This is a genomic window from Arthrobacter sp. ov407 (genome assembly GCF_900102895.1).
Lineage (GTDB): Bacteria > Actinomycetota > Actinomycetes > Actinomycetales > Micrococcaceae > Arthrobacter.
The window spans coordinates 174294-199035 of record NZ_FNGD01000005.1 but is presented as its reverse complement, the minus strand read 5'-3'; the positions used below and the strand labels follow the sequence as shown (position 1 = coordinate 199035).

The following is a 24742-nucleotide window of genomic DNA, read 5'->3' as shown; positions in this document are numbered from 1 at the left end:
CCCACGGCCGGCGCAGGTGGGGGCCGTGGGAACCAGCGAAGTGCATCGGGGAGCAGGACTGGCGTACGGTTGTCAGCTTCGCGATGTCAGCCGGGAGCCGATGCCGGCGATGGCCCGCCCTAACTCCCTATTTGCAGTTGCTGGTGATCCAGGTTGTTACGGGTGCCATGGCGGCTTGGAGTTTGCCGCTGGAGAAGACAGTCTGGTCGGTGACGCCCGCGACGGCCACTTCCTTGAGGTTGGCGAAATCGGCCTTGAGGCTGTCCGGGACGCGCCCGGCCGTCTCGGCCAGATCCGCTTTGAACTGTTCCAGCTCCGCGGTCTTGCCTTGGGCGGCCGACAGCGGAAGGAGCGTGGCGCCGGCGGCCTGCTCCTTGATCGTGGTGCAGGCCTCGCCGGCGCTGGCGAAATCACCGAACGGTCCAGAGGTCTCGCTGGGGCTCGGCGTGCTGGAGGCCGAAGCAGCGGACGTGCCCGCGGCGGACGACGGCGCGCTGCCGGCCTGGGGGGCCGAGCAACCAGCGAGGGCGAGGCCGGTGAGGAGGGTGGCGGCGGCGAGAGGACGGGCAATATTCTTCGAAGTCACGTTGCAGAATCACTTTTCGGTTGAGATTGCGCCGCCTGCCCGAACAGGGCTGCCGGCGGCCTTGGTGTTCTTTCCCCAGCGTGCGAGTCTAGCCCGGCCAGCAGTCCGTCCCCGAACCGATCTGGTCATCGACATGCTGCTCATGGAGTTGGTTAGTGCTCGATGATGCGTAGTGCGCTCATGGGCCCGACGGTCAGCTCGGCCCGGCCGCCGATGGGCAGTGTGCTTTGCGGCTGCGTGTGGCCGAAGTCCGTGTTGGCCAGGACAGGCAGCCCGGTGAGTCCCGACTGGGTCGAGACGATGTGCTGCAGAACGTCCCTGGACATCCGGCTTGCCTTCTGGAATCGGCCTATGACCAGTCCCCGGATACCCTTGGCGTCCGGCAGATGCAAGAGGGACGTCAGGTCGCGGGCGAACGTTGCCGGATGGCTTTCAAAGTCATCTTCCAGGAACAGCAGCGCACCGTTCAGGGCCGGCATGTATGGCGTTCCCTGAAGCAGATTGAGCGTGCAGAGGTTGCCGCCGACGACGCGGCCGGACGCCGTGCCCGGCTGCAGCGCCCACCAATCCTCCCCGGCCAGAGGGTTCCGGGCGTCCTGATCCAGGAACCAGTCGTCGTCGGTCCACGATTCGGAGGGATTCAAATCGATGGGCCGGTCATCGAAGAGGGCTTCGATGAACCACTTCCGGGTTTGTTCGAAGTGGTCCCTCATTCCGAAGCTGGACCAGTGCGGCCCGGAGTACGTCACCAGCCCCGTGCGGGCAAGGATGGCGTTCTGCAGGGCGGTGATATCCGAATAGCCGCACAGAATCTTGGGATTTGCCGCAATCAGGTCCCAGTCAAGATAGGGAAGGAGTTCGTTGCTGTTGAATCCGCCAATGACGGTGAGGATGCCTGCCACCTCCGGGTCCGCGAAAGCCGCATGGAGGTCCGCGACCCGCGAGGAGATGGACGAGGAGTCAAGGTTGTCACGTTCGTCGACGTGGTCCCCATACGAAAGGCGCAGCCCCATCCGGGCGAACCGTTCCTCGATCAGGGCGCTGTGGTCGTGTTCAGTGACCATGGCCCGGCTCCGGGCGGGCGCGAGAACACGGATCAAATCACCGCGAACGAGTTTCCGAGGATAAGTGACCGTCATCTCAGGGACGCTAACGCGGAAAACGGCCCGACGCTAATAGGCACTGCAATTCACGACACGGGCCCTGTCCGCCAGGAAGGGCCCCACTTTGTAGACTCAATGGAGATCCGACGTGTCTCCTCTAGAGACAAGCCCGCCACAGGAAGAGCCATCGATGAAGATTATCGTCCTAGTAAAGGAGGTCCCCGACACGTACGGGGACCGAAAACTGAACCTTGAAACAGGCCTCGCCGATCGAGAAGCCAGCGAGATAGTCATTGATGAGATCGGTGAGCGGGCCTTGGAGCTGGCACTGACATACGCCGACGCGAACGCGGGCACTGAGGTCGCAATCTTGTCCCTCGCTCCTGAGGGTGCCACTGCAACGATACGCAAGGGGCTGGCGATGGGTGCGGGAAGCGCCACCCACGTCTGTGACGAGGCGCTCCGGGGTGCGGATCTTGGACTGACCGCTGAAACCCTCGCAGCGGCGCTCCGTCGCGTTGAGTTTGACCTTGTGATCACTGGCAACGTCTCCACCGATGGATCCGGCGGCATGATTCCCGCGATGCTTGCCGAATTGCTTGACGTGCCGCTCGCTACCGGCCTCAGCTCCGTAGAGATCAGCGACGGCGCCGTGTCCGGCACCAGGCCCGTCGAATCCGGCGTGCAGAAGGTATCCGCGAACCTGCCCGCGGTAATTTCCATTACGGAGGCGCTTCCCGGGCCGCGCTTTCCGAACTTCAAAGGAATCATGGCCGCGAAGAAGAAGCCCCTTGAGATGCTCACCCTCGCAGACCTCGGGATCACGGCCGACAACCCGGACGCGGCGCGTTCGATCATGCTGACCGTTGCAGAGAAGCCCCCGCGTGCGGCGGGCGTGAAGATCATCGACGAGGGTGATGCCGGCGAGAAGCTCGCTGCCTTCCTCATTGAAAACCGACTGGCGTAAGGAGTAACGACATGACTGAATTCCCTCGTGACGCAATCCTCGTCGTCGTGGAAACCGGGCCTTCCGGTGAACTCGAGAAGGCTGCACCCGGACTCTTGGGCGCTGCCGCTGCAGTCGGCACGCCAATTGCGTTGGTGCTTGCCTCACCCGGCACCGGGAGTGCCGCCGCCGAGGAAGCCGCGGCCCTAGGTGCCGCGCGCGTACTGATCGCGGAGACTTCGGATCCGTCCGCGCTCGGCGTGCCGAGCGTTGACGCGCTTGCCGCCGCCGCGGAGCAGGTGCAGCCAGACGCAATCCTGATTTCGCATTCCCTGAATGGCCGCGACGTTGCTGGCCGCTACGCTGCCCGTTCGCGTGCAGCGATTTCTGCCGATGCGATCGGGGTGTCACGTGATGACGAGGGCGTCGTGGCACACCACTCCATCTACGGCGGTGCCTACAACGTGACGTCAACGTCCACGTTTGGGGCGCCGGTCATTACGGTTCGCCAGGGCTCCATCGAGGCGCGCGCCACGGCCCAGCCGCCGGCGTCGGAGACCCTGGCAGTGACGCCCTCCGAGAAGCCGGCCGCGCGGATCGACTCGTTCGAGGAGGCAGTTGCCGCCACCTCGCGGCCGGAGCTGCGTGGTGCCGCGAAGGTTGTCGCGGGTGGCCGCGGCCTCGGGTCGGAGGAACAGTTCGCCCTCGTTGGACAGCTCGCCGATACCCTTGGTGCCGCCGTTGGCGCTTCACGTGCCGCAGTGGATGCAGGCTACATCCCGCAGTCGCAGCAGGTCGGACAGACCGGGGTTTCCGTGTCATCACAGTTGTACATCGCACTGGGCATTTCCGGCGCGATTCAGCACCGGGCTGGCATGCAGACCGCGAAGACGATCGTCGCAGTCAATAAGGATTCAGACGCGCCGATCTTCGAGATCGCCGACTTCGGTGTGGTGGGCGACGTCTTCAAGGTTGTACCCCAGCTGATTAGCGCACTTGAGGCTCGGAAGAAGTAGTGATGGCAACTCAGTCTGGGTCTATTCGGCGGGGCCTGCCGCGCGTCGAAGGCGGTGAGCCCTGGCCTGCAGCAGGCGAGGCGCCCGCGCGCATTGTCATGGCGGGAGCGGCAGCCCGGTCGGCGTCTGTTTCCGGGGCGGGATCGGTCACCGCCGGGCCAGCGGCCGCCGCGCCCTCCGCCCCCATTGCTGCTGTTGTTGTTGCCCAGGAAACGGCATCGGGTGCGGCATTGTCCGCTCCGGTCCCTGCAGGGAACGCGGGCGCCGCGGTGGCGCGGCAGCTTCGCCGGGGCCTGCCGCGCGTGCCGGGCGGCGAGCCGTGGCCGCCAGCGGGCGAGGTTTCGGTATCAGCGGCGGCTCTGTCCGGGGCTCCCACCGCAGCCGCCACGCCCGCGCTGGCGGCAGATGCCGCTGCCGATAATGCTGAGAAAGCAGTGCCGGCAGCGGCGTCGCCCGCAGCTGTTCCGGCCACCGCACCCGCCACACTGGCGATGGGAACCACCTCGCTTCGTCGCGGGCTTCCCCGTGTCCCCGGTGGTGAATCGTGGCCGCCGGCTGGACTAGCTCCGGCGGCCGCTGCCGCCCCTGCGGTGCAGGCAGCTCCGGAACACATTGCCCCTGCCCCTGCTACCAGTGTCGCGGAGGCCGTTGCCGAGGCGGAGCCACCGGCGGCCGCGAGTGCACCCGCGGTCACCGCCGCGGTCACACTCGCGGTCACCGCCGCCCCAGCACCGGTAGCACCGTCCGTCGCCGCCGAAAAGCCCGTGAGGCCAGAGGCCGAAGCAAGGCTCTACGGATCGCGCACCCTGGGCCAGTGGATCAAGCTCGTCGTGCTCCTCGCGGTCGGCGCGGTGGCCGCCGCAGGGATTCTTGTGCTAGCCGCGCGCGGTGTGACGACGCTGCCGGGCGTGCCGGAGTTCCTCGAGAGGTACCCCGGCGCGTATGACCTGCCCGATACGGCCGAGCCCGGCTTCCCGTGGTGGGCGCAGTGGGCGCACTTCTTTAACATCTTCCTGATGGTGCTGATCATTCGCTCCGGCTATCAGGTGCGCACAGAGCAGAAGCCGCCCGCGTTCTGGACGCCGAAGCGCGGTGGCAAGAAGATCAGCATCAACCTGTGGCTGCACCAGTCGCTCGACATTTTGTGGCTGGCCAACGGACTCATCTTTGTGGTGCTGCTGTTTGCCTCGGGCCGCTGGGTGCGGATCGTCCCGACCAGCTGGGAGGCGTTCCCGAACGCGCTCTCCGCGCTCCTGCAGTACATGACCCTCGACTGGCCCGTTGAGAGCGGCTGGGTGAATTACAACAGTCTGCAGCAGATCATGTACTTCATCGTGGTGTTCATCGCGGCCCCGCTCGCGGCGATCACGGGTGTGCGCATGAGCGAGTTCTGGCCGAAGGACGCGAAGACGCTGAACAAGATCTATCCGGTGGAGGCTGCGCGCGCGATCCACTTCCCGACGATGCTGTTTTTTGTGCTGTTCATCCTCATCCACGTGTTCCTGGTGTTCGCGACCGGTGCGCTGCGCAACCTGAACCACATGTTCGGCGGCACCGACGAGGTGAACTGGGTCGGGTTCTGGCTCTTCGCGGCCGCCATCGCCATCACGACGGCCGGGTGGTACGCCGCCCGCCCGCTGGTGCTCGCGCCAATCGCGAAGCGGTTCGGTCAGGTGAGCAGCCGCTAGGCTTCACCGCCTGCACAGGGGGGATCCCGCGCCACACACAGCTCAGGTGCGCTGGCACGGGATCCTGACCCGGGCTGTGGGTTGCCAGCTACAACGCAGCCGCGTTATCCAAAGCGCCGGGCAAAGAACCGCAGTGCATGTGGCTCCGACCGGCGTCGATCCGGTGACCTTTCGAGTAAGAGTACGGCTCGTTCGGGGGTTTCTGCGGGCTATCAGCATCTTCGATCGTCGCAGGTCAGGCCTGTTTTCTGCTGTCATCCGCTTTCGTCGGTTGTCATCGAATCTGCGGGATAGATGCGGGGTTCGGCGGCAGTCTCACGCGTGCTGGACGAAGGTCGCGTGCACTGTCCGCTTTCATCTGAAAGGCAACAGGGATGACCGTGAGTCGACCGACTGCCACGTTCGTGGGTTCCTTCAATAACCACGTGTTCGAGATCAACACAGCCGAGCGGGCTCTCATCGGCGGGTAGGGATCGCCTCGAACTCGGTGGCGGTCCGGATCTGCCATTTGTTAACTAGTGCGCGGATAAAAACTGTACTCGGCCGTTCATCGATCTTTTAGAGGAACAAAGCGGCTATACGTTGCCCCACCCACACAGAACCTGCACGCCGTCGTTTCCGTCAAAAAGCATTTGGCGCCACCCGCCGATCATATATACTGCCCGCGAGAATGCGACGCGATTTGGGGGATGCTTGGTGGCAAAAAACACCGGCGAAGGCAAGCGGATTGGTCAGCTGAAGGACCGTTATCAGCAGAAAAACGAGCGGAGCGGTCTCTTCGACAAGTATGACGGCCTCGGGAACTTCATAGCGTCGAAAGTGACGCCCGGTCCCTGGAAGAGCGTCGAGACACGGAACCCGAAGAAGCCGCCGCGGGGCTGAGCGGCCACAACGCACCGGGGAATCACGAGGACCGTACGGGGTTGATTCCGGCTTCCTCCATTCACTCAAAGCACTAGTACGCGACATGTCTCGCACGTTCGCGCCCACCTGTCACCTTTGGGAGCCAGCCCGCCTCTACGCCGTTAGAAGTCTTTGAGCCATCGGCCTCCGGCAAGATGGATACATCGCGGCACCATTGTGTTCGGCCACACCGCGCGCGCCAGGAAACATCGGATCCGGAGAGACGGGCAGCGGGCCCGGGCTCTGGCGGGAACGGGTCGGGTTCGCGTTGCGGCGGATTTCGCCATCAACAAAACACTGCAGGGCCAGCAACGTTCCCTCTGCCTAGAGAACCAGCTTCGTCCCTGACGTTTGCAGTGATCGGCGATAACGTCCGGGGGCCATTCCGAGTTCGCGTTTAAATGCGAGTGCGAATGCTGCTTCGGAGCCGTAGCCGACGTCGCCTGCGATGGTGGCTATCGTCAGACTTGTGGTCGCGAGGCGGTGTGCGCCGACCTCAAGCCGCCAGCGAGTGAGGTATTCGAGTGGGCCTTGCCCAACGACGGATTTGAATCGCGCCGCGAAGGTCGAACGGGATACGTGGGCTTCGTCGGCAAGCAGTTGCACTGTCCACCGCGCGGCCGGGGTGGTATGGATAGCCGCCAGTGCGGCCGCGACGACAGGGTCGGTGAGGCCGTGCAGCCATCCGATGCCGTTCGAGTTTTGCGTGACGTGGTAACGGATCATGTCGACGAGGAGCACGACGGCGAGGTGTTGCACGATGACGTCGGCAGCGAGCCGGCCGTATCGTCCCTCCTGGTCGATCCTTCGAAGGAGGTATTGAGCGGTCGCGGCACCGCTTGCGTCCGCGGGAAGGTAAATAAGCGGCGGCAGAGCGTTGAGTAGTAGCTCGCGGGCCCGGCGATCAAACGTGAAACTCCCTCCGATGAGCGCTGCGCTCACTGGCTGCTCCGTTGGTCCGAACTCGACCGTGCGCCCCTCCGCGGCGCGGAAGAACGGAGAGGCCGGTTGTTCTCGCGCCTCAGTCGAGGTGGCGAGAACGAATTCCTGTGGTCTTGTGAGAAGGAACGAGTCGCCCACGCGGAGCGTGACCGGTTGCGCCAACCCCTCCGTGTACACGATGCATGACCCTACGGTCACTGAGTTGAACTTAGCTCCGGCAGGTGCCGAGAATCGTAGCGCCCAGTCGCCATGCCCGATCAGTGTCGATGTCAGCTCCCCGCGGGCACTGACGAGCGCAAGCACCTCTCCTAGTGGGTCATCCATCCCATGTGGACGATTTATGTATTTTTCTATATTCATAATTATAGTTAGTCTACCTTCCTGCGCCTAGCCTATGGCTAGAACCTGAAAAAGGAAGGAATCACATATGACTGACACAATCATCAAACGCCCCACTGGCAACCGGGTTGCTGTCCCGACGGGCGGCGAATTCGGGGGTCGCATCACTCTCCTCACCGCGGACATGATCGAGGACGTGGAGCCGGGCGACCTGCCAGCGGAACTCCACCAGATTATGGCTCACCTCGAAACGGAGGCCGCGAATGTCTGATCGGTTCACGACTCCATTCGGCCCCCGGGCAACCGCTGACGAGATCCTCAACGGTGTCCGATTGCGTGGCACGCGGATGATCGTCACAGGAGGCGCCTCCGGCATCGGGGCAGAGACGGTGCGCGCCCTGGCGCGGGCTGGTGCCGAGGTCACCGCGGCGGTGCGCGACCCCACCGCTGCGTCGTCACTTATTCAGGCGTCAGTCGAGGAGAACTGGCCGGGCAGCGTGCGCGCCGCCCGGCTGGACCTCGCCGACCTGGATTCCGTCCGCGCGTTCACGCAAGCCTGGGACGGCCCCGTAGACACTCTCGTCGCCAACGCCGGGATCATGGCCCTGCCGACGCTGCAGCGGAGCCGTCAAGGTTGGGAGATGCAGCTCGCGACGAACTACCTCGGCCATTTCGCTCTCGCGCTCGGGCTTCAGCCAGCGCTCCGGGACGCAGGAGCCGGCCGGGTAGTGGTGGTGAGTTCTGGTGCGCACCGGAACCACCCATTCGACCTCGACGATCCTCAGTTCACCCACACTGCCTACGACCCGTGGGTCGCCTACGGGCGGTCAAAGACCGCGGACATCCTCCTCGCGGTCGGCATCTCACAACGGTGGGCCGAAGACGGAATAGTCGCAAACTCGCTCATGCCCGGGTGGATCACCACTAACTTGCAACGCCATGTCGACCTTCCAACGCTCCAGGCGATGGGCGGCGCCGATGCGGACGGAAACAGGATCGAACAACCCTTCTTCAAGACCACAGCACAGGGCGCGGCGACCAGCGCGCTCCTCGCCGCATCGCCCCTGGTCGAAGGAGTCACCGGGAGGTACTTCGAGGACAACCAGAACGCATCGTTGGCTGGCGAAGACATAGATGGGGCTGTTGCCGACCACGCCGTGAATCCAGAGATCGCCCACCGCCTCTGGGATTACTCTGCAGCCGCGCTCCGAAGTTGACCGGAGATCCCATAAGACCGACCGGTTTGTGGTTGGCCCGGTGAATTTGTAGGCCCCTCGATCGTCGACGGTGGTTCAGTGAATGCCCAACCGGCCATCTCTGCTCCGGGTAGGCACCAGGGCCAATTCCCGGCCACGAACGCTGGTACCGCCGCCCAACGAAATGGCCGCCGAAACCAGCCAACACACACCAAAGATGACGGCGTGCCTAAGCCGGAACTGGTCCCCTAAACGGAGCACCAGCCTCATGCCGACCGGGAGAGGGTCCTGAGGTTGGCGGCCCGACAAGGAGAGATATTCGCCTTGGTTTTGGCGCCGCTATTTGGTTCGCTCGTCTCCCACTAGCGTTGCAGTTGAGATCCTCCGAGCTCCACCACCCCTGCCGCCATCGTCATTTCGCGTTGGCTTGATGGCCACCTGCCACCGCCAGGTACAGAACCTCCTTGGCCGGAGCCTGCGCCGTGCCCCGGAGCAGGCGCGCCGCAGGCTCTCCAGACTCGTGGTGGACCCCGAACGTTGATACGCGGCTTTTACGCCGCCTCATCAACGACGGCAATCCGCCGGGAATTCCAGGTCCGCCGCAGCGGCCAACTCCGGTTGACGGTCGGTGACCTCTCAGCTTGCGGGACTAAAAGTTCCAGCCCGGCCGTTCCTCCGTCTCGATGTCGCCGAAACTACCGCGCCAGGTCTGCCTTGACTCTTGCCTGCTGTGCCTTCTCGGAGTCCAGCCTGGCCTTCTCCACCGCTTTGATACCAGCAAGCCACCCGTCGCGATTGGAACCGGGCACCCAGCCTGTGTCGACTACCTTGCGCTGGAAGACGATCGCCGCTGACACAAGGACTACAGCGATAAGGATGGTGAGAACCACACCTGCAGTGGTCCCGGTGCGAAGGCTGACACCGATGAGCGTCCCGAACCAGCCGAAGTCCGCGTCCCCGAAGGTGCTGTTGGAGAAACCGAGTTGACCGAGTACCAGCAGCAGGATCGCGGGCAGAAGGGTGATGACAACTCCGTTCACGAATCCGCCGAGCATTGCACCACGGCGGCCGCCGGTGGCGTTGCCGTAAACGCCTGCTCCTCCCCCGGTGAAGAAGTGGGGCACCATGCCGGGCAGGATCAGGGCCAGGCCGAAGGCCGGGTTGAGCCACACGGCCAGGAGACCCAGGGCTATGAGTCCGCCAGCAAAGGAGCTGAGGAAGCCGATCAGGGCGGCGTTTGCCCCGAAGGGGAAGACGATCGGGATGTCCAGCGCCGGCTTCGCTCCGGGGACCACCTTTTCGGCGATGCCCTGGAATGCCGGTACCAGCTCACCGAGGACGGTGCGGACACCGTAGAGGATGATGGCCACACCCACTCCGAACTGCAAGGCCTGGCTGAAGCCGGCCATGATGAATGCGGCACCGTCGGCAACATCGAAGATGGCCAGCGCCTTGTCGAGCGGAAGTGCGATCAGACCCCAGATAGCGAAGACCATGTAAATGAGGACCATGGACAGTGAGGTGGCTACCATGGAATCCCTCAGGAACTTCAGCCCCTGCGGAAACTTGATTTCCTCTGTTGACTTGCTCCGACGTCCAGCAGCCTGGCCGGCCGCGCCGGCGGCGATGTAGCCGAGGGTCCCGAAGTGGCCGATGGCAATAGTGTCATTTCCGGTGATTTTTTTGGTCCAGGGATGCGCAAAAGCGGGCATGACCACCATGATGACGCCGAGCAGGACCGCACCAATAACCACCACAAGCCAGCTCAGGCTCTCGCCCAGCCCGACGGATAGAACAACGGTAAGCATGGTGGCCATGAAGACCATGTGGTGCCCGGTCAGGAACACGTACTTGAGCGGTGTGAACCTGGCAAGGGCGAGCATGACGAGGAAGCCAAGGGTCAGCACGTAGGCGCTCTGGGCTCCGAAGTCCTTTTGTGCAATGGCCGTGATGACTTCATTGGTGGGAATTACGCCCTGCGCGCCAGTCACAGCAAGAATTAGAGTGCCAAGCGGGGTGAGCGAGCCCACGACGACCGTAGCTCCGGCTCCGAGAATCAGGAATCCAAGAGCGGCCTTTAGCGCCCCGCCGACAACTTGGCCGGCGTTTCGACGCAGGGCTACGAGCCCCACAGCAGTGATGATGCCGATCAAGTAGGCCGGCACGTTGAGTATGTGCTGGCCAATAAAGTTCAATACGACGACGAGCCACTCCATCGTGTGTGCTCCTTTTCTGTAGGTGTGGTGCGTAAGGGGTTACTGGATGGCTTCGGTGAGCTTGTTGGTGATCTCATCAAGATCGAAGAAATTGTCGATGATGATCACACGGGCCGGCACTGCGCCGATCTCAGGAGCGAGCTCGTCGGACGTGAGGACAATGTCCGCCGTTTGCGCCGCTCCGCGCGCCACGCCGATATCGGCAGCTTCGACGTCGGCATCGATGCCGAGGGCTGTAAGAACTTTTTCTGCATTCATTTTCAGGAGCACTGAAGTTCCAATGCCCATTCCGCACACGGCGACAATCTTCATGGGGTGCCTTTCAATCCAGGGATGATGACGAAAACTACTTGACGGCCAGGCTGCTGAGGATGGCCCGGACTTCATCGTCGGAGGTTGCTGCTTCGAGCTTTGCGCGGGCTTCCTTGTCGGAAAGGACCCCTGCGACGGCCTTGAGTACTTCGATGTGCGCCGTGTGGTCAATTGCCGCCAGTCCAATGACAAGGGACACCGGGTCATTCGAGGAGTGCCCGAATTCAACAGGCGTTTCCAGGCTGACCCAGCTCAGACCACCCTTGAGCACCGATTCGGCGGGCCGGGCGTGGGCGAGGGCAATGCCGGGAGCGATGACAATGTAAGGTCCATGCGCTTCGACCGCTGCAATCATTTCGTCCGTGTAGGCGTCGGTGGTTACGCCGCCTGCCACGAGACCGTCCCCGGCGAGACGGACGGCGGCTCTCCAGTCAGCAGCCGTCGCCCGGGTGGTGATGGACGACAGTTCTTCGGCAAGGTTCAACGCCACAGTGGAAATCCTTCAGTCACGGGAGTACGCACAAGTCGATGTGCGTGACACACGCTACAGTCGCGGCGGACCTTATGTCTACAAATGATCAAAAGTCATGCCGCAGCCGACCGATTCGCCCTGCCCCTGAGGCCTTTTGCTTCAGGCCTGAGTGCCGCTCCGGGTGATTCTGCTGATGCGGTCTGGGTCAAAGAGGGCATCCTGGGCAATCAGCGATGCACCCGTCACCCCTGCGGCATGGCCAAGACGGCTCGGCTCCACGACGAGATCCTGGGTTGCAAAACTCCTCGCACCGCTAAAGATGGCCTCCCGGATCGGCGAAAGAAAAGGCTCTCCGGCCTCCGCGAGGTTCCCTCCGACTATTACCGCTTCTGGGTTGAGGAGCCCGACAACGTCGGCCATGGTCTGACCGATGATGGAGCCGGTTCTTTCCAGGAGGCCAAGGGTGACTGCATCCCCCTTGCGGGCATACTCGACGATGTCGGCACTCGTTCGCACCTTGTAGCCACGACCGACCAGCTCGTCCCGGATGACGGCACCGCTTGCGACAGCCTCGAGACGCTGCAGCCTCCCGCCGTCCAGCCGCGGCCTGCTGAGGTCGCCGGCGCCGCCGCGCGCACCCCGATGGACACAGCCATCAAGTACGAACGCGAGACCGAGACCAATGCCGGCTTTGACCACGACAAGATTCCTGTATTCGCTCCACCCCAGCCGCGCCTCGGCGAGAGCCATAATGTTGACGTCACGGTCCACGGCAAAGACGGCATGATTGTAGCGTCCGGCGAAGTACTCGCGGACGCGGATGCCCTCCCATTGGCGATCGATTTGCGGACCGGCAAGCTGGCCGGAGGAGACGTCGACAGGCCCGGGAACTCCCACGCCGATGCCCACGACGTCACGTCGGCTCTTCCCAAGGCGCAGGAGCATGTGGTCGAACACCTGACCGGCCCACTCAAAAATTTCGGCAGGGCCTTCGCTCAAGCCGATATCCGCTTCATCAACACTCACCATCGTGGATACGAGATCGGTGATAGCAAGGCGTGTATGGGATCCGCCGATATCGACCGCCAGGAGCAAGCCCGCATGCGGATTAACGGCAAAGGTCTCGGGCGGCCGACCACCGCGGGAATCAAGCTGACCCACACTGATGATGATGGATGAAGAAAGCAATTCATCGAGTCGCCGGGCGAGCGTGATGCGGGACCACCCGAGCGCTTCGATCAGGTCATTGCGCGTGGTTGCCTTGCCGGACCGAATGAGGCTCAGTACTACGCCGGATCCAGTCGAAAGCCCCTGAGCCATACTGCCTCTCCATCAGCCACCGGCCAATTGCCACGGTGGCACCCTGCAATCATTGACTTAAGTATATTTGTATACCAAAGTTACCTGCGTGACTAGAGCCCAGCTTTCGACTCTCCCATTGTCCCCTGCCCAACTGGACGCGCGGGCCGTCGCCGCCGCGCAAGCTATCGCAGCACATCTCGTGGAAACAAAAGGCCACGGTCACGCAGGTACCGCCATGGCACTGGCGCCATTGTCCCATGTCCTTTTCTCCCGGGTCCTCCGCCACTCCCCTAGTCACCCCGGCTGGCCGGCACGCGACCGCTTCGTTCTGTCGGCTGGGCATGCGAGCCTCCTGCTTTACACCCAGCTTTTCTTCACAGGCTACGGACTCACCTTGGCCGACCTCGCCGGGAGCCGTTCACTGGGATCCAAGACGCCGGGACATCCGGAACTGCATCACACAGTCGGAGTTGAGATGAGCACCGGCCCGTTAGGCCAGGGACTAGCTTCCGCTGTCGGCATGGCAATCGCCGCGTTGCATGAGCAGGCCGTGTTCACGCCAGGCTCCCCGATCCTGGACCACACCATTTGGGCCTTAGCCGGAGACGGCTGCCTTCAGGAGGGCGTCTCGGCCGAGGCCTCGAGCCTTGCCGGCACCCTCGGCCTGGATAACCTGGTGGTGATCTGGGATGACAACGGCATCACGATCGACGCCGACACAGCCAGCACATTTACCGAAGACGTCCGCGCACGCTATGCGTCCTACGGATGGCGTGTGCTCGAAGTCACCGACGCCACCGACCTGGCCGGCATCGAGGCGGTCCTCCGCAAAGCCACCGACCGGACTGGGCAACCCACCCTCGTTGCCGTGAAGACCGTCATAGGGTCCCCTTCAATAAAATTCGGCGGCACTCCGGCAGCCCATTCCGGAGGATTTGGCCCGGACGAGCTCGCGCTTGTGAAAGAAGCACTCGGGTTCAGCGCAGACGCCGGTCTCGAAGACCTCGTCGACGAAATACTTCTGGACCATACACGCGCAACCTCCGCCCGTGGAGCATCGCTGCACACAGAGTGGGACCGGCAGTACTACGACTGGGCTGCAGATCACCCAGAAACCGCTCACCGATGGATGACCTTCCGCTCAGGCACAACCAATCCCGACCTGCTGTCAGGAGTTCCAACGGGCGAACCCGGTGACATGATCGCGACCCGCAAGACCAATGGCGCGGTCATAGCCACCCTCCAAGGGAAGGTGGCACTCTGGGGTGGTTCAGCCGACCTCAGCGGTTCCACAAACGTCACGGTTCCGGGCGAACCATTCTCCGCGCGACACCCCGGCGGCGGGTACATCCGCTTCGGCATCCGGGAACACGCAATGGCTGCAATACTCAGCGGTATCGCCCTGCACGGACCCTGGCGGCCCTTCGGCTCCACCTATTTGGCCTTCAGCGACTACATGCGTCCCAGTATCCGACTCGCGGCCCTCATGGGACTCGGCGTGATCTACATCTTCACCCACGACTCTGTGGCAGTGGGCGAAGACGGACCCACACACCAACCAGTGGAGCAGATCGCATCGCTGCGGACGGTCCCCGGTTTGGATGTTGTCCGCCCAGCGGACTCAGTGGAAGTCCTGGCGGTCTGGCAGCGCCTACTTTCAACACCGGACCGGCCCGTGGCGCTGGTGCTGAGCCGGCAAGACCTACCCGTGCTGCCCTCCAACAACACAACTAACCACGATGCCAGGTCCGGCGGGTATGTCCGGTGGCAGAGCGGAGCAGGAAACGACCTCGCTCTCATCGCAACCGGCAGCGAAGTGGGCCTGGCCATCGAAGCCGCACGTGCCCTCGAGAGCGAAGGCATTGCCACGCGTGTCGTCTCGATGCCATGCGTCGAATGGTTCAGCGAACTCGACCAGAACGTCCGAGAAAAGGTCCTCCCGGCATCACTGACCGCACGGGTCGCTATCGAGGCCGGCCGGGGAGATGCGTGGTACCGCTGGGTGGGAGCGGCCGGCCGCGTCGTATCGATCGAAGAATTCGGGGAGTCCGGCTCAGGGGACGAGATCATGCGCCTTCGGGGCATTCACCTGGACGCGATCCTTGAGGCCGCCAAGGATGTACTCGACGCTTGACGGCCTCGAGGATCGCGTCCAGCAGGCGCACCGCTGGCGGGTGGACCCCAGACTTCGACCCTCGACCGAAAGTCTCCCGCTCGCTCGCCTGTAACCCCTGGGAATCGAACGCACCTCCAACACCGGCGGCCACCCTCCCGGCCTGTTGCCGCATGCCGACGCGGAGGAACTGTTCAGCGAAATAACAGCATTCTCGGAAGTCAACGCGTCCGACCACAACGGGACCCAGGACTTGGCAGAGGGTCGAGCGATCCCCAGGGTTGGCGAGGGCCGGGCGGGCCTGGGCGGGTTCTGTTTAACGCCGCTTCCAGGAGCTCGATGTCGATCCGGGCATGCGACCGGCCGATGGTGCCGGCCCCCGCCTGGCGCTGTGAGCAGATGGCATCAACACGCCGCTCAACGCTTCCACAGCAGTCTGGTCCGACACCTCTGGCCCTTCCCGATGCCAAAGCGCTGGAAGAGTTCGTTTTCCACCACGATCTCGTGCAGAAATGGGAATGGCGCTGAATGCAAGAAATATTCTTGCCTTGGACTGGTGCGACGGCGTAACCGTGTTTTGAACCAGCCCACCCAGGCCGTGATGTCCGGAAACAGCGGCAGGACCGAACCCTGGATGAACGGTCCTCGCGCGCAAAACCTCAAAGACACCCTCGTCGCACAGGACCACCTCCAGCGGGATCCGGCGCCCGTACCCGCGCAGAATCCCTGACCAAACGGGCAAAAGCCCGGGCAGTCTAGACTGGCATGCGCGTGGCCTGGTTCCGGTTCGAGGACCACGGGGCTGATGCGCGCCCACCGCTCCGATGACAGCGTCACGAAAGTAGTCGCCCGGATCCTGCGAGCAGACTTGGTTGCGTAGACGGCTAGAAGTTGATCATGTGACCGGCGATGCCGTGGACCGCTTCCTTCATCGCCTCCGACAGCGTCGGGTGAGCGAAGATGTTGCGGCTTATTTCGTCCGCCGTCAGGTCCCACTGCTGAGCTAGTGTGAACGCCGGCAGAAGCTCGGTGACCTCCGGACCGATCATGTGCGCACCGAGCAACTCGTTGTGAGTCGCGTCCGCGACGACCTTGACGAATCCAACGCCTTCCGCCATGCCACGCGCCTTGCCGTTGGCAGAGAATGGGAACTGCGCGACCTTGACGTCGTATCCCTTCTCCTTCGCCTGGGCCTCGGAATATCCGAAGGACGCGATCTGTGGCTGGCAGAACGTCGCACGCGGGATCATGTCGAAGTTGATCTCTATCGTCTCCGCGCCGGCGATTGTCTCAGCGGCGACTACACCCATCGCCTCAGCGGTGTGAGCGAGCATCAACTTGCCGGTGCAGTCACCGATTGCATAGACGCCCTCGACGTTGGTGCGACCGCGGGCATCAACCGCGACCGCACCACGGTCGTTGAGCGCGATTCCGGCCCTCTCCAGGCCGAAGCCCTGTGTACGCGGCGCAAAACCAAAGGCTGCGAGGAATTTGTCGGCCTCGATCACCTGCTCGTCGCCGCCGGTAGCCCGGGCAACTGTCACGCGAACACCAGAGCCGGTGTCCTCGACAACCTTGACCGCCGTGGAGAGCAGCACGTTGACGCCGAGCTTCTTGTAGGCGCGGAGCAGCTCTTTGGAAACATCGACGTCCTCAGTCGGCACCATTCGGTCAAGGAACTCCACGATGGTGACGTCGACTCCGAAGTTCTTGAGCACATATGCGAACTCCACCCCGATCGCCCCCGAACCGCCGATAATGATCGACTTCGGCAGCCGGTCAGAGAGGATCTGTTCTTCATAGGTGACGACGTTCTCCGAGAGTGTGACACCGGGAACTAACCGCACCGTGGCACCTACGGCGAGGATCAAGGTGTCGAACGTGTAGGACGAGGTCTGAGAGTCCTTGGAGACGTCGATCGACTTGGGCCCGGCGAGCGTGCCCCAACCATCGATCTCCGTGATCTTGTTCTTCTTCATCAGATAATGCACGCCCTTGGCGCTTGCCTCAGCGACGCTGCGGCTGCGCTTGTGGGTCACACCGAAATCCATGGTCGCATCACCCGTGATACCGAAGGTGTTCTTCTCGTGGGTGATGATGTGCGCGATTTCCGCATTGCGCAGCAGCGCCTTCGACGGAATACAGCCGATATTGAGGCAAACGCCGCCCCAATACTTTTCCTCCACGACGGCGACCGACTTGCCGAGTTGCGCGGCGCGGATGGCGGCGACGTAGCCACCGGGGCCTGCACCGAGGACGAGGACATCGAAGTTGGGCACGCGGGGCATCGGGGTCTCAGTCATTGCCCTTCGCGCGTGCTGACTCGGCAGCAGCACGCGCGGCGTAACCCGGATGCCGTGCATCGATCAGATCGGCATATGCGGTCGTTCGAGAAAGGTAGTCGGCCACAAAAGGGCAGATTACGGTGATCGTGCCCTCACGCGCGCGGATCTCGTCGAGCACTCGCCGCACCATCGCGCCGGCCACGCCCTGATGTTGGTGACTCAGCGCCACCTCGGTGTGAACTAGGGCGTACCGGTTGGGCTTCAGGTGGTTGCGGTATAGCCAGCCGACTAGTTCGCCGTCGCGGTAGAGCTCAAAGCGGCCTTGATCAATGTCATCGATCAGCTTCTCAGATACCGACACGAGTTGTTCACTGCTCATCGGGTCCCCTCCAATGTGTGGGTGAGCCGAGCATTCGTGTAGCTCGGAATAGAACTATATAGTCCAATTATGACACCTTTCTGTTCGCATTGCACCGACGAGGTGCGATAAGTTGGACTATCTAGTCCATTACACTCCTAGTGTGGGGTGATCGGGAGCTGCAGAAGAGGAACGAGGCAAGAAGAAACCATGGAGCAATCATCGGCCACCATTAAAGTGCGCAAGGACGAGACAACCCGCCTCTACGAGGCGCTGACCGATGGTCGGGTCGTCGGTACCCTGGCTTACGAGACGACCGGCGGCCGGATTACGCTCACCCACTCTTACGTGGACCGAGACGAACGGCATCAGGGCATTGCGTCGGCCCTGGCGCGCTATGCCCTGGAAGACCTGAGCCAAAGTCAGACCAAGGTTGGCATCTACTGCGGGTTCGTTGCCGACTACGTCCAAGGCCACCCCGAGTTCAACGTCGCGGTCGACATTAACCGCTCGGCCCTCATCGCGACTCGCACCACGCGAGATGCGAACAGCCGGCGCTGACGCCATGGACGACCTGCACATCACCATCGAGCCGGAGCGCATCGTCACTGCGACCCTCATCTTGCGGTCTTGGTCTGCCGAAGATGCCCAGGGCGCGTTCGAGATCTACGGCGACCCGAGAGCCGCCAAGGCGATCGGCAGGGCGCAGCCTGTGCGTGACCTCGCGGAGATGCGGGAACTGTTGGGAGACTGGGACCTGCAGTCATCACAGAGCCCTGTGCCACAGGGCCTGTGGGCAGTGGAGGCGGCCGATGACGGCCGGCTTCTCGGCGGCGCGACCCTGCTTCCTTTCAGTCCGCACGATCCGCAGCTTGTGATGGGGTGGCATCTGCGGCCGGAAGCGCGTGGTCGCGGTCTGGCAGGCCAGGTCGGTCATGCTCTGGCACACCAAGCATTTCTCGCCAGCGACATCGAGGACGTCTTCGTTGCGACGCCGGCACAAATCGCCGGCAGCCTCGCCGTCGCCAAACGTCTCGGAATGACCCCCGTCGATGACCTCGACTGGGCACATCACGGCGTAAGACTCGAGGTGCGGCGGATGCGCCGGGCCGACCTCCACAACGTCCGACCAGGAATCTCCCTGGACTACTCTTATGACCCAGACGGGCTAGACGACTGGTGATCCTAAACTGAATCCTGGCTAGAGTCGCGGGACGCTGTTTGTTGCTTGGTCTGCGGCGGACTCAAGTAGCAGAAGGCTCTCGATATGCGCAAGCGCCATGTCGATAGATGGTGCCATCGGCGTGACATCGCGCGCAGTCTGGGCCAGCATGTACCCGCCCTGGAGGGCGCCCATGAGCCCGGTCGCGAGCTGGTCGATCGACGCGACTGGGCCTTCGCCGGACGAGCGAACAACCGCTGACCAGGAAGCCCGACGCTGAGCTGAGAAGCGTCGTAGACATGTGGGTCTGGATCCATGGGCTGCACCCATGACCGGCCACATCATCGGGCCCGGGACTGCGCGAAGCTCTCGCCGCCGTCCGTGCCGTCGACACGCTCGTCATCACCAAACTCGACCGGCTCGCCCGGTCGCTGTCCGACGCGAGGGACATCATCGAAGACCTCACCAAACGGAACGTGAAGCTCAGCATCAGCGGATCCGTCCACGACCCCACCGACCCGGTCGGCCGGCTCCTTTTCAAGGCCCTGGCCATGGTCGCCGAATTCGAATCCGACCTCATCCGCGCCCGCACCCGCGAAGGCATGCAGGTCGCCAAAGCCAAAGGCCGGCTCCGCGGCAAACAACCCAAACTCAGCAAGAGCTAGGAAGCCCACCTCGTCTCCCTATATAAGGGAGGACTCCACACCACCGCCGAGATCATATTCCCTGATTCCTTCCTACTCAGAGGCCGTCAACGGCTGCTGGTTACGTCGAGGCGTCTGTGCTTATAGTCAGGGCTGGTTCCGCGGCTGACGAGTACCAGTTCTCTGGCGATCAACTGACTCCGATAACAGCGCATGTGTCAGGCTGCGGCATATAGCTGGGCTTCCGCCCGATCAATTGGCTTGATGGTTCAGTCGGTGGGCCAAGGAGTCGCGAAGTCCTCATTACAACCGAAGGCCCGTTATGCCATCGACGGCCGCGCGTGTGCGATCAATAGCTGCCGCCCCCGGTGAGCGACACAGCTCCTACCGGATGCCAGAGTGTTTTGATTTCCAGGAAGGCCCTTAGCCGGCCCGTGCCGGGGATCGCCGCATAGTCCGGGCTTCCCTTGGGCGCGTACACCCGCTTGACGGTTTCCGATGCCGCCTGGGCAAGTGTTGTGCGCAGCACGGCGCCGGCCGCTGAGAGGTCCAGGGCGTTGACGTCGCCGTGCGAGGCCAGGTAGGGCATGATTTCCGCGGCCTGCCCGGTGAGGATATTCACGACACCTGCGGGAAGATCGCTGGTGGCGAGGGCTTCCGCGAAGGCGATCGCAACGTTTGGAGTCGCTGCGTCGGCGACGATCACGACGGAGTTGCCGCTGCAGATGATCGGTGCGATGACGGCCACGAGTCCTAGCAACGCATTGCCCGACGGGGCGACGGCTGCAACGACGCCGGTCGGTTCCGGGGCGGAATAGGAGAAATACGGTCCGGATACCGGGTTGGATCCGCCGAATACGGCCGCGATTTTGTCCGTCCATCCGGCGTAGTGCACAAGGCGGTCTATGGCTGCGTCGACTTCCTCCGCCGCCTTGGCAGGGTCCATATCGAGTGTGTCCACCAGAGCGGAGGTGAATTCCGTCCTGCGTCCTTCCAGCATCTCCGCGATCCGGTAGATTACTTGTCCGCGGTTGTATGGTGTGGCCTTGGCCCAGGTGACGTGGCCTTTGCGGGCAGCGCTGACAGCTTCCCGGCCGTCCTTTCGTGAGGCAAGAGCTGCGTTTGCCATGAAGGTCCCCGTCCTGTCTGTGACTTGATAGGTGCGGCCCGACTCGGAACGGGGAAAGACCCCGCCGATGTAGAGTTTGTACGTTTTTGACACTGCAACCCTGGCCACTAGAGCACTCCTTCGTCATCTGTATTCAAATATGCTGCCAGTCCGCTAGGGCCGCCTTCGCGTCCGAAGCCTGATTCTCCGTATCCGCCGAACGCTGCTGTCGGATCAAATTTGTTGAATGTGTTGTCCCACACGACTCCTGCTTTGAGCCCGGCGGCGACGCCCATGGCGCGGGAGCCTTTCTCGGTCCAGACGCCGGCTGAGAGCCCGTAGGGGGTGTTGTTTGCCTTGGCTACGGCCTCGTCCGGGGTACGGAAGGTGGATACGGCCAGGACTGGTCCGAAGATTTCCTCGCGGCTGATGCGCATGGACGCGGTAGCGTCGGTGAAGATGGTCGGTGCCACAAAGAATCCTTGTTCGGGCAGCATGGCGGGGCTGGTCCACCGTCCGGCGCCTTCGTTGGAGCCCGCGGCGCACAGCTCGGTGATCTTGGTTAACTGGGCAGCGGAATTGATTGCCCCGACGTCCGTGTTTTTATCCAACGGATCCCCCACGCGCAGGGCGGCGGCCCGGGTTTTGAGCCGGTCCAGGAATTCCTCGGCGATGGATTCCTGGACCAGCAGGCGCGACCCGGCGCAGCAGACCTGGCCCTGGTTGAAGAAAATTCCGTTGACAACCCCTTCAACTGCCTGGTCCTGTGCGGCGTCGGCGAAGACGATGTTGGCTCCCTTGCCTCCAAGTTCGAGGGTCAGTTTTTTGTGGGTTCCGGCCAAGCTGTGCTGTATTTTTTTGCCCACGGCGGTGGAACCGGTGAAGGCGACCTTGTCCACGCCGTCGTGCTCGACCAAGGCTGCGCCGATGTCCCCGGCCCCGGGCAGGATGTTGACCACACCGGCGGGGAGGCCGGCATCGGCAATGATTTCGGCCAAGATCAAGATGGACAGCGAGGTCGTTTCGGCGGGCTTGATCACGACGGTGTTTCCTGCAGCCAGTGCCGGCGCCAGCTTCCAGGCGGCCATCAGCAGCGGGAAATTCCACGGAATGACCTGCGCTGCAACACCGAGGGCTCCGGGTCTGCTGCCGAAACCTGCGTGTTGGATTTTGTCGGCCCAGCCGGCGTAGTAGAAGAAGTGCTGCGCCGCGTTGGGAACGTCGAAGTCGCGTGTTTCACGGATAGGCTTGCCGTTATCCAGCGTTTCCAGGACTGCCAGTTCCCTGGCGCGTTCGGCGATGCCGCGGGCTATCCGAAAGAGGTACTTGCCGCGTTCTGCGCCCGGCATCGCGGACCACACATTTTCGTAGGCGCGGCGGGCAGCAGCCACCGCGGTGTCGACGTCGGCGGCGGATGCGGACGACACCGCAGCCAGCGGCTTGCCCGTGGCCGGGTTTGTTGACTCAAGGTCCGGTCCCTGACCGTCAATGAATTTTCCGTCGACAAACATCTGATAGCGAGACGCCAGGCGTGCAATGGATGCGTTTTCCGGCGCGGATGCGTAATGGAGTTCCATGGATGTGCTCGGTCTTTCGTTCAGTCGACGGTTACGTAGCCCGGGCCGGAGTAATGGCCCTCTTTTTGGGTGCGGCGCTGCATGATGAGGTCATTGACTACGCCGGAGGCCCCAAACCGGAAATAGTCGGGGTCCAGCCATGATGCTCCCGCGACTTCGTTGACCATCACCAGGTACTTGATGGCGTCCTTCGTGGTCCGTATGCCGCCGGCCGCCTTCACCGATCGTCGCTGGCCCGTCATGTCGTGCCAGTTCCGGACGGCCTGCAACATGAGATACGTGACCGGAAGCGTCGCGGCTGGGGACACTTTGCCGGTGGATGTTTTGATGAAGTCGGCGCCGGCGAGCAATGCAAGCCAGGACGCGCGCCGTACGCCGTCGTAGGTTCCCAGTTCCCCTGTTTCGAGGATGACCTTGAGGACGGTTTGTCCGCAGGCCTTCTTGGCCGCCGTGATCTCCTCAAAGACCTTGGCGTAGTTTCCGGACAGGAACGCTCCCCGGTCGATCACCATATCGATCTCGTCGGCTCCTGCTTCGAGGGCCAGAGCGATGTCGGCTAGTTTGACCTCAAGCGAAGACCGGCCCGCAGGGAAGGCAGTTGCCACCGAGGCCACCCGGATTCCCGATCCCGCCAGCGTCGTCGCCGCGGTTCTCACCATGTCCGGATAGACGCAAATGGCCGCCGTGCGCGGGGTATCCGGATAGTCCGGGTCCGGCAGCAGCGCTTTGCGGCACAGGTTCCTGACTTTTCCTTCAGTGTCGGCGCCTTCCAGCGTGGTCAGGTCCACCATGGAGATCGCCAGGTCGATCAGCTGGAGTTTGCTGTCTTTTTTTATGGACCGTGTCCCCAGCACAGCGACTCTGGCTTCCAGTCCGACCGGATCAACGGCCGGCAGGGCGTGCAGAAACGCCTTCAGCGAGGAGTTGCTGGCGGAGATGGCAGCAACGTCCGGCGGAAGTCCGGGTTTTGACCGTTGCACGGGCAATGGTTGTGGTGCGACGTGCGGCCCCGCTGCAGGCGCGGGCTGTTTCGCTGCGGGCGTGGGCTGTTTCGCTGCGGGCGTGGTGGCGGCAGCCGCGGGCTTACTCATTCAGACGTGCCTCTCGGTGAGGTGGATGGTTGGGAACAATCGACGCCGCTGCGAACGGCTTACTGGGTGGCCAACCATGGTCCGGTCGGGCCAACAAGACCCGGTGCTCAAGGGCCGCGGGACCAACTGATGACGTCAACGCGGCTTGGGACAACAGCCGGGTAGGGTCCGTCATTTGGGGATCAGGGCACAAACCCGTGTCTGCGCTCAGTAAATCGTGGCGCAGTCAGTTACCGTGACGCCGTTGACTGGTCCGAAGGAGTCAACGGCGTCACTGTCTGGAACCGTGTGTCGCAGCGACCACGGTGCCGTCCGGGTGCTGTCGCCGGGCGGTGTGTCAATGTTCCCGAATGGGGGCGGGCCGGCTGTGGGCTCAGCTGAGCCCGGCGCAGGTTTTGGTGTCGCCCTCGCCTGTCAGGAAGGTGCACAGGTCCGTAATGTCTTTTGCGGTGACCAGTCGGCCTTGCAGGACAGTGTGCTTATCTACCTGCTCGCCCTTGGCGACCTTGGCGGCGATGGTGACGACCTGTTTGCCAAGCACGAAGGGTGATTCTGCGTTCGTCGCGTACATGGTGCCGGCCTTGATGGCTGCGAGTGCATCGGCTATTCCGTCATTTCCGACGACCTTCACCGTTCCGGAGAGCCCGCGGGCCTTCAGCGCGGAGACAACACCCATGGCCATCTCGTCGTTTGCCGCATATACGCCGTTGATATCCGGGTGGGCCTGCAGCACGTTGGTCATGACGTCCAGGGCCTTCCCCCGGTCAAATTCCGCTGCCTGCACGGCCACGATCTGGATGCCGGGAAATGCCTTGATGCCCTCGTTGAATCCCTTGCTGCGGTCCTGCGCGACGCTGGTGCCCATGATTCCCTGGATTTCCGCTACCTGGCCCTTCCCGCCGACCGCCTCACCGAGGGCCTTGGCGCCGGCCCGGCCTGCCTGGATAGCGTCGTAGCCGATGAAACTTGCCAGATCCCCTGAGCTGGGTTCCCGGTCAAAGGCGACGACCGGGACCTTGGCCTGGTTCGCCTGGTTCGTCACGGATGCGCCGGAATCGCTGCTCACCGGGTCCACGATCAGGACGCTGGGCTGCTTCGTCAGGGCCGTCGACGTCAGGTCCAGCAGACCCTGGTCCTTGTTGTTCGCGTTCTGGACGTCCAGTTTCATTCCGGACGTCTCGGCCTGTGCCTTGGCGCCGTCTGCCACGGAAACAAAGAACGGGTTGTTCAGCGTGCTGATGACCATGGTTGATGAAAGCGGCTTGCTCGTCGCCGCGGCGCCATCTCCGCGGTTGCACCCCGAGAGTGTGGCACCGAGAGCGATGGTGGCGATGAGTGCCACTGATGCGTTTTTCCAATTCATTTTGACGTCCTTGTCTGTTA

The 24742-nt window shown here is 63.0% G+C and carries 22 protein-coding genes and 1 pseudogene; 10 read left to right on the top strand and 13 right to left on the bottom strand.

Features of this window, described 5'->3' with window-relative positions; all coding sequences use genetic code 11:
• Window positions 1-127: 127 nt before the first annotated feature.
• Window positions 128-586, bottom strand: coding sequence for a hypothetical protein (locus BLS42_RS08450; RefSeq protein WP_090579365.1), 459 nt, complete (start codon window positions 584-586; stop codon window positions 128-130).
• Between the two features lie 152 nt (window positions 587-738).
• Complete coding sequence (locus BLS42_RS08445) at window positions 739-1725, bottom strand: S66 family peptidase (RefSeq protein WP_090579362.1); 987 nt, start codon at window positions 1723-1725, stop codon at window positions 739-741.
• Between the two features lie 154 nt (window positions 1726-1879).
• On the opposite strand from BLS42_RS08445, the gene BLS42_RS08440 reads away from it, so the two are divergent.
• The 4 genes from BLS42_RS08440 (at window position 1880) to BLS42_RS08425 (ending at window position 6221) form a co-directional block, all read left to right on the top strand.
• Window positions 1880-2656 carry an electron transfer flavoprotein subunit beta/FixA family protein gene (locus BLS42_RS08440; protein WP_090579358.1) on the top strand — a complete coding sequence of 259 codons (777 nt, stop codon included), beginning with the start codon at window positions 1880-1882 and terminating at the stop codon, window positions 2654-2656.
• 11 nt (window positions 2657-2667) lie between these two features.
• On the top strand, window positions 2668-3651 hold the full coding sequence (locus BLS42_RS08435) for an electron transfer flavoprotein subunit alpha/FixB family protein (RefSeq protein WP_090579355.1): 984 nt from the start codon (window positions 2668-2670) through the stop codon (window positions 3649-3651).
• Window positions 3652-3653: 2 nt separating this feature from the next.
• On the top strand, window positions 3654-5339 hold the full coding sequence (locus tag BLS42_RS08430) for a cytochrome b/b6 domain-containing protein (protein WP_090579352.1): 1686 nt from the start codon (window positions 3654-3656) through the stop codon (window positions 5337-5339).
• 696 nt (window positions 5340-6035) lie between these two features.
• Window positions 6036-6221, top strand: coding sequence for a hypothetical protein (locus tag BLS42_RS08425; protein WP_090579349.1), 186 nt, complete (start codon window positions 6036-6038; stop codon window positions 6219-6221).
• 345 nt (window positions 6222-6566) lie between these two features.
• Here BLS42_RS08425 and BLS42_RS08420 read toward each other — a convergent pair whose 3' ends face one another.
• Window positions 6567-7508 (bottom strand): AraC family transcriptional regulator, encoded by a 942-nt coding sequence (locus BLS42_RS08420; protein WP_256336351.1) that lies wholly within the window; start codon window positions 7506-7508, stop codon window positions 6567-6569.
• Between the two features lie 103 nt (window positions 7509-7611).
• Between BLS42_RS08420 and BLS42_RS08415 the strand changes: the two genes are divergently transcribed.
• On the top strand, window positions 7612-7794 hold the full coding sequence (locus BLS42_RS08415) for a hypothetical protein (protein WP_090579343.1): 183 nt from the start codon (window positions 7612-7614) through the stop codon (window positions 7792-7794).
• Window positions 7787-8740 (top strand): SDR family NAD(P)-dependent oxidoreductase, encoded by a 954-nt coding sequence (locus tag BLS42_RS08410; RefSeq protein WP_090579340.1) that lies wholly within the window; start codon window positions 7787-7789, stop codon window positions 8738-8740. Before BLS42_RS08415 ends, BLS42_RS08410 begins: the two co-directional genes overlap by 8 nt.
• A 674-nt stretch (window positions 8741-9414) precedes the next feature.
• Here the strand turns inward: BLS42_RS08410 and BLS42_RS08405 are convergent.
• The 4 genes from BLS42_RS08405 to BLS42_RS08390 form a co-directional block, all read right to left on the bottom strand.
• Window positions 9415-10935 (bottom strand): PTS ascorbate transporter subunit IIC, encoded by a 1521-nt coding sequence (locus BLS42_RS08405; protein ID WP_090579337.1) that lies wholly within the window; start codon window positions 10933-10935, stop codon window positions 9415-9417.
• Window positions 10936-10974: 39 nt separating this feature from the next.
• Complete coding sequence (locus tag BLS42_RS08400; RefSeq protein ID WP_090579334.1) at window positions 10975-11247, bottom strand: PTS sugar transporter subunit IIB; 273 nt, start codon at window positions 11245-11247, stop codon at window positions 10975-10977.
• A gap of 34 nt (window positions 11248-11281) precedes the next feature.
• Window positions 11282-11737: a PTS sugar transporter subunit IIA gene (locus BLS42_RS08395; protein WP_090579331.1), complete on the bottom strand. Its 456-nt coding sequence runs from the start codon at window positions 11735-11737 to the stop codon at window positions 11282-11284.
• A 141-nt stretch (window positions 11738-11878) separates the two neighbouring features.
• The gene (locus BLS42_RS08390; protein ID WP_090579328.1) at window positions 11879-13039 is read right to left on the bottom strand and encodes an ROK family protein; all 1161 of its coding nucleotides are present in this window, start codon (window positions 13037-13039) and stop codon (window positions 11879-11881) included.
• Between the two features lie 88 nt (window positions 13040-13127).
• On the opposite strand from BLS42_RS08390, the gene BLS42_RS08385 reads away from it, so the two are divergent.
• Window positions 13128-15155 (top strand): transketolase family protein, encoded by a 2028-nt coding sequence (locus BLS42_RS08385; RefSeq protein ID WP_256336340.1) that lies wholly within the window; start codon window positions 13128-13130, stop codon window positions 15153-15155.
• A gap of 863 nt (window positions 15156-16018) precedes the next feature.
• Here BLS42_RS08385 and lpdA read toward each other — a convergent pair.
• The gene (lpdA, locus tag BLS42_RS08380) at window positions 16019-17437 is read right to left on the bottom strand and encodes a dihydrolipoyl dehydrogenase (protein WP_256336339.1); all 1419 of its coding nucleotides are present in this window, start codon (window positions 17435-17437) and stop codon (window positions 16019-16021) included.
• Window positions 17430-17798 (bottom strand): GNAT family N-acetyltransferase, encoded by a 369-nt coding sequence (locus BLS42_RS08375; RefSeq protein ID WP_090579325.1) that lies wholly within the window; start codon window positions 17796-17798, stop codon window positions 17430-17432. The genes lpdA and BLS42_RS08375 overlap by 8 nt, the downstream gene beginning before the upstream one ends.
• Before the next feature lie 189 nt (window positions 17799-17987).
• Here BLS42_RS08375 and BLS42_RS08370 point away from each other — a divergent pair, with 189 nt between their 5' ends.
• From BLS42_RS08370 to BLS42_RS08355, 3 genes and pseudogenes are all read left to right on the top strand, one after another.
• Window positions 17988-18338: a GNAT family N-acetyltransferase gene (locus tag BLS42_RS08370; protein WP_090579322.1), complete on the top strand. Its 351-nt coding sequence runs from the start codon at window positions 17988-17990 to the stop codon at window positions 18336-18338.
• 4 nt (window positions 18339-18342) lie between these two features.
• On the top strand, window positions 18343-18960 hold the full coding sequence (locus tag BLS42_RS08365) for a GNAT family N-acetyltransferase (RefSeq protein WP_176803276.1): 618 nt from the start codon (window positions 18343-18345) through the stop codon (window positions 18958-18960).
• 329 nt (window positions 18961-19289) lie between these two features.
• Window positions 19290-19601, top strand: a pseudogene (locus BLS42_RS08355) (recombinase family protein); the annotation flags it as partial.
• Window positions 19602-19932: 331 nt separating this feature from the next.
• On the opposite strand, the gene BLS42_RS08350 reads toward BLS42_RS08355, so the two are convergent.
• The 4 genes from BLS42_RS08350 to BLS42_RS08335 all read right to left on the bottom strand — a co-directional run bounded on the left by BLS42_RS08350 (window position 19933) and on the right by BLS42_RS08335 (window position 24722).
• Complete coding sequence (locus BLS42_RS08350; protein WP_090579657.1) at window positions 19933-20805, bottom strand: aldehyde dehydrogenase family protein; 873 nt, start codon at window positions 20803-20805, stop codon at window positions 19933-19935.
• Window positions 20806-20819: 14 nt separating this feature from the next.
• Window positions 20820-22268: an aldehyde dehydrogenase family protein gene (locus BLS42_RS08345; protein WP_090579317.1), complete on the bottom strand. Its 1449-nt coding sequence runs from the start codon at window positions 22266-22268 to the stop codon at window positions 20820-20822.
• 20 nt (window positions 22269-22288) lie between these two features.
• Complete coding sequence (deoC, locus tag BLS42_RS08340; RefSeq protein WP_256336338.1) at window positions 22289-23248, bottom strand: deoxyribose-phosphate aldolase; 960 nt, start codon at window positions 23246-23248, stop codon at window positions 22289-22291.
• 484 nt (window positions 23249-23732) lie between these two features.
• Complete coding sequence (locus BLS42_RS08335) at window positions 23733-24722, bottom strand: sugar ABC transporter substrate-binding protein (protein ID WP_090579311.1); 990 nt, start codon at window positions 24720-24722, stop codon at window positions 23733-23735.
• Between the last annotated feature and the right edge of the window lie 20 nt (window positions 24723-24742).

Coding starts and splice junctions, on each gene's coding strand:
- BLS42_RS08445 (WP_090579362.1), bottom strand. CDS start 1,725: ATGACGGTCACTTATCCTCGGAAACTCGTTCGCGGTGATTTGATCCGT.
- BLS42_RS08440 (WP_090579358.1), top strand. CDS start 1,880: ATGAAGATTATCGTCCTAGTAAAGGAGGTCCCCGACACGTACGGGGAC.
- BLS42_RS08435 (WP_090579355.1), top strand. CDS start 2,668: ATGACTGAATTCCCTCGTGACGCAATCCTCGTCGTCGTGGAAACCGGG.
- BLS42_RS08430 (WP_090579352.1), top strand. CDS start 3,654: ATGGCAACTCAGTCTGGGTCTATTCGGCGGGGCCTGCCGCGCGTCGAA.
- BLS42_RS08420 (WP_256336351.1), bottom strand. CDS start 7,508: ATGGATGACCCACTAGGAGAGGTGCTTGCGCTCGTCAGTGCCCGCGGG.
- BLS42_RS08415 (WP_090579343.1), top strand. CDS start 7,612: ATGACTGACACAATCATCAAACGCCCCACTGGCAACCGGGTTGCTGTC.
- BLS42_RS08410 (WP_090579340.1), top strand. CDS start 7,787: ATGTCTGATCGGTTCACGACTCCATTCGGCCCCCGGGCAACCGCTGAC.
- BLS42_RS08405 (WP_090579337.1), bottom strand. CDS start 10,935: ATGGAGTGGCTCGTCGTCGTATTGAACTTTATTGGCCAGCACATACTC.
- BLS42_RS08400 (WP_090579334.1), bottom strand. CDS start 11,247: ATGAAGATTGTCGCCGTGTGCGGAATGGGCATTGGAACTTCAGTGCTC.
- BLS42_RS08390 (WP_090579328.1), bottom strand. CDS start 13,039: ATGGCTCAGGGGCTTTCGACTGGATCCGGCGTAGTACTGAGCCTCATT.
- lpdA (WP_256336339.1), bottom strand. CDS start 17,437: ATGACTGAGACCCCGATGCCCCGCGTGCCCAACTTCGATGTCCTCGTC.
- BLS42_RS08375 (WP_090579325.1), bottom strand. CDS start 17,798: ATGAGCAGTGAACAACTCGTGTCGGTATCTGAGAAGCTGATCGATGAC.
- BLS42_RS08370 (WP_090579322.1), top strand. CDS start 17,988: ATGGAGCAATCATCGGCCACCATTAAAGTGCGCAAGGACGAGACAACC.
- BLS42_RS08365 (WP_176803276.1), top strand. CDS start 18,343: ATGGACGACCTGCACATCACCATCGAGCCGGAGCGCATCGTCACTGCG.
- BLS42_RS08345 (WP_090579317.1), bottom strand. CDS start 22,268: ATGGAACTCCATTACGCATCCGCGCCGGAAAACGCATCCATTGCACGC.
- BLS42_RS08335 (WP_090579311.1), bottom strand. CDS start 24,722: ATGAATTGGAAAAACGCATCAGTGGCACTCATCGCCACCATCGCTCTC.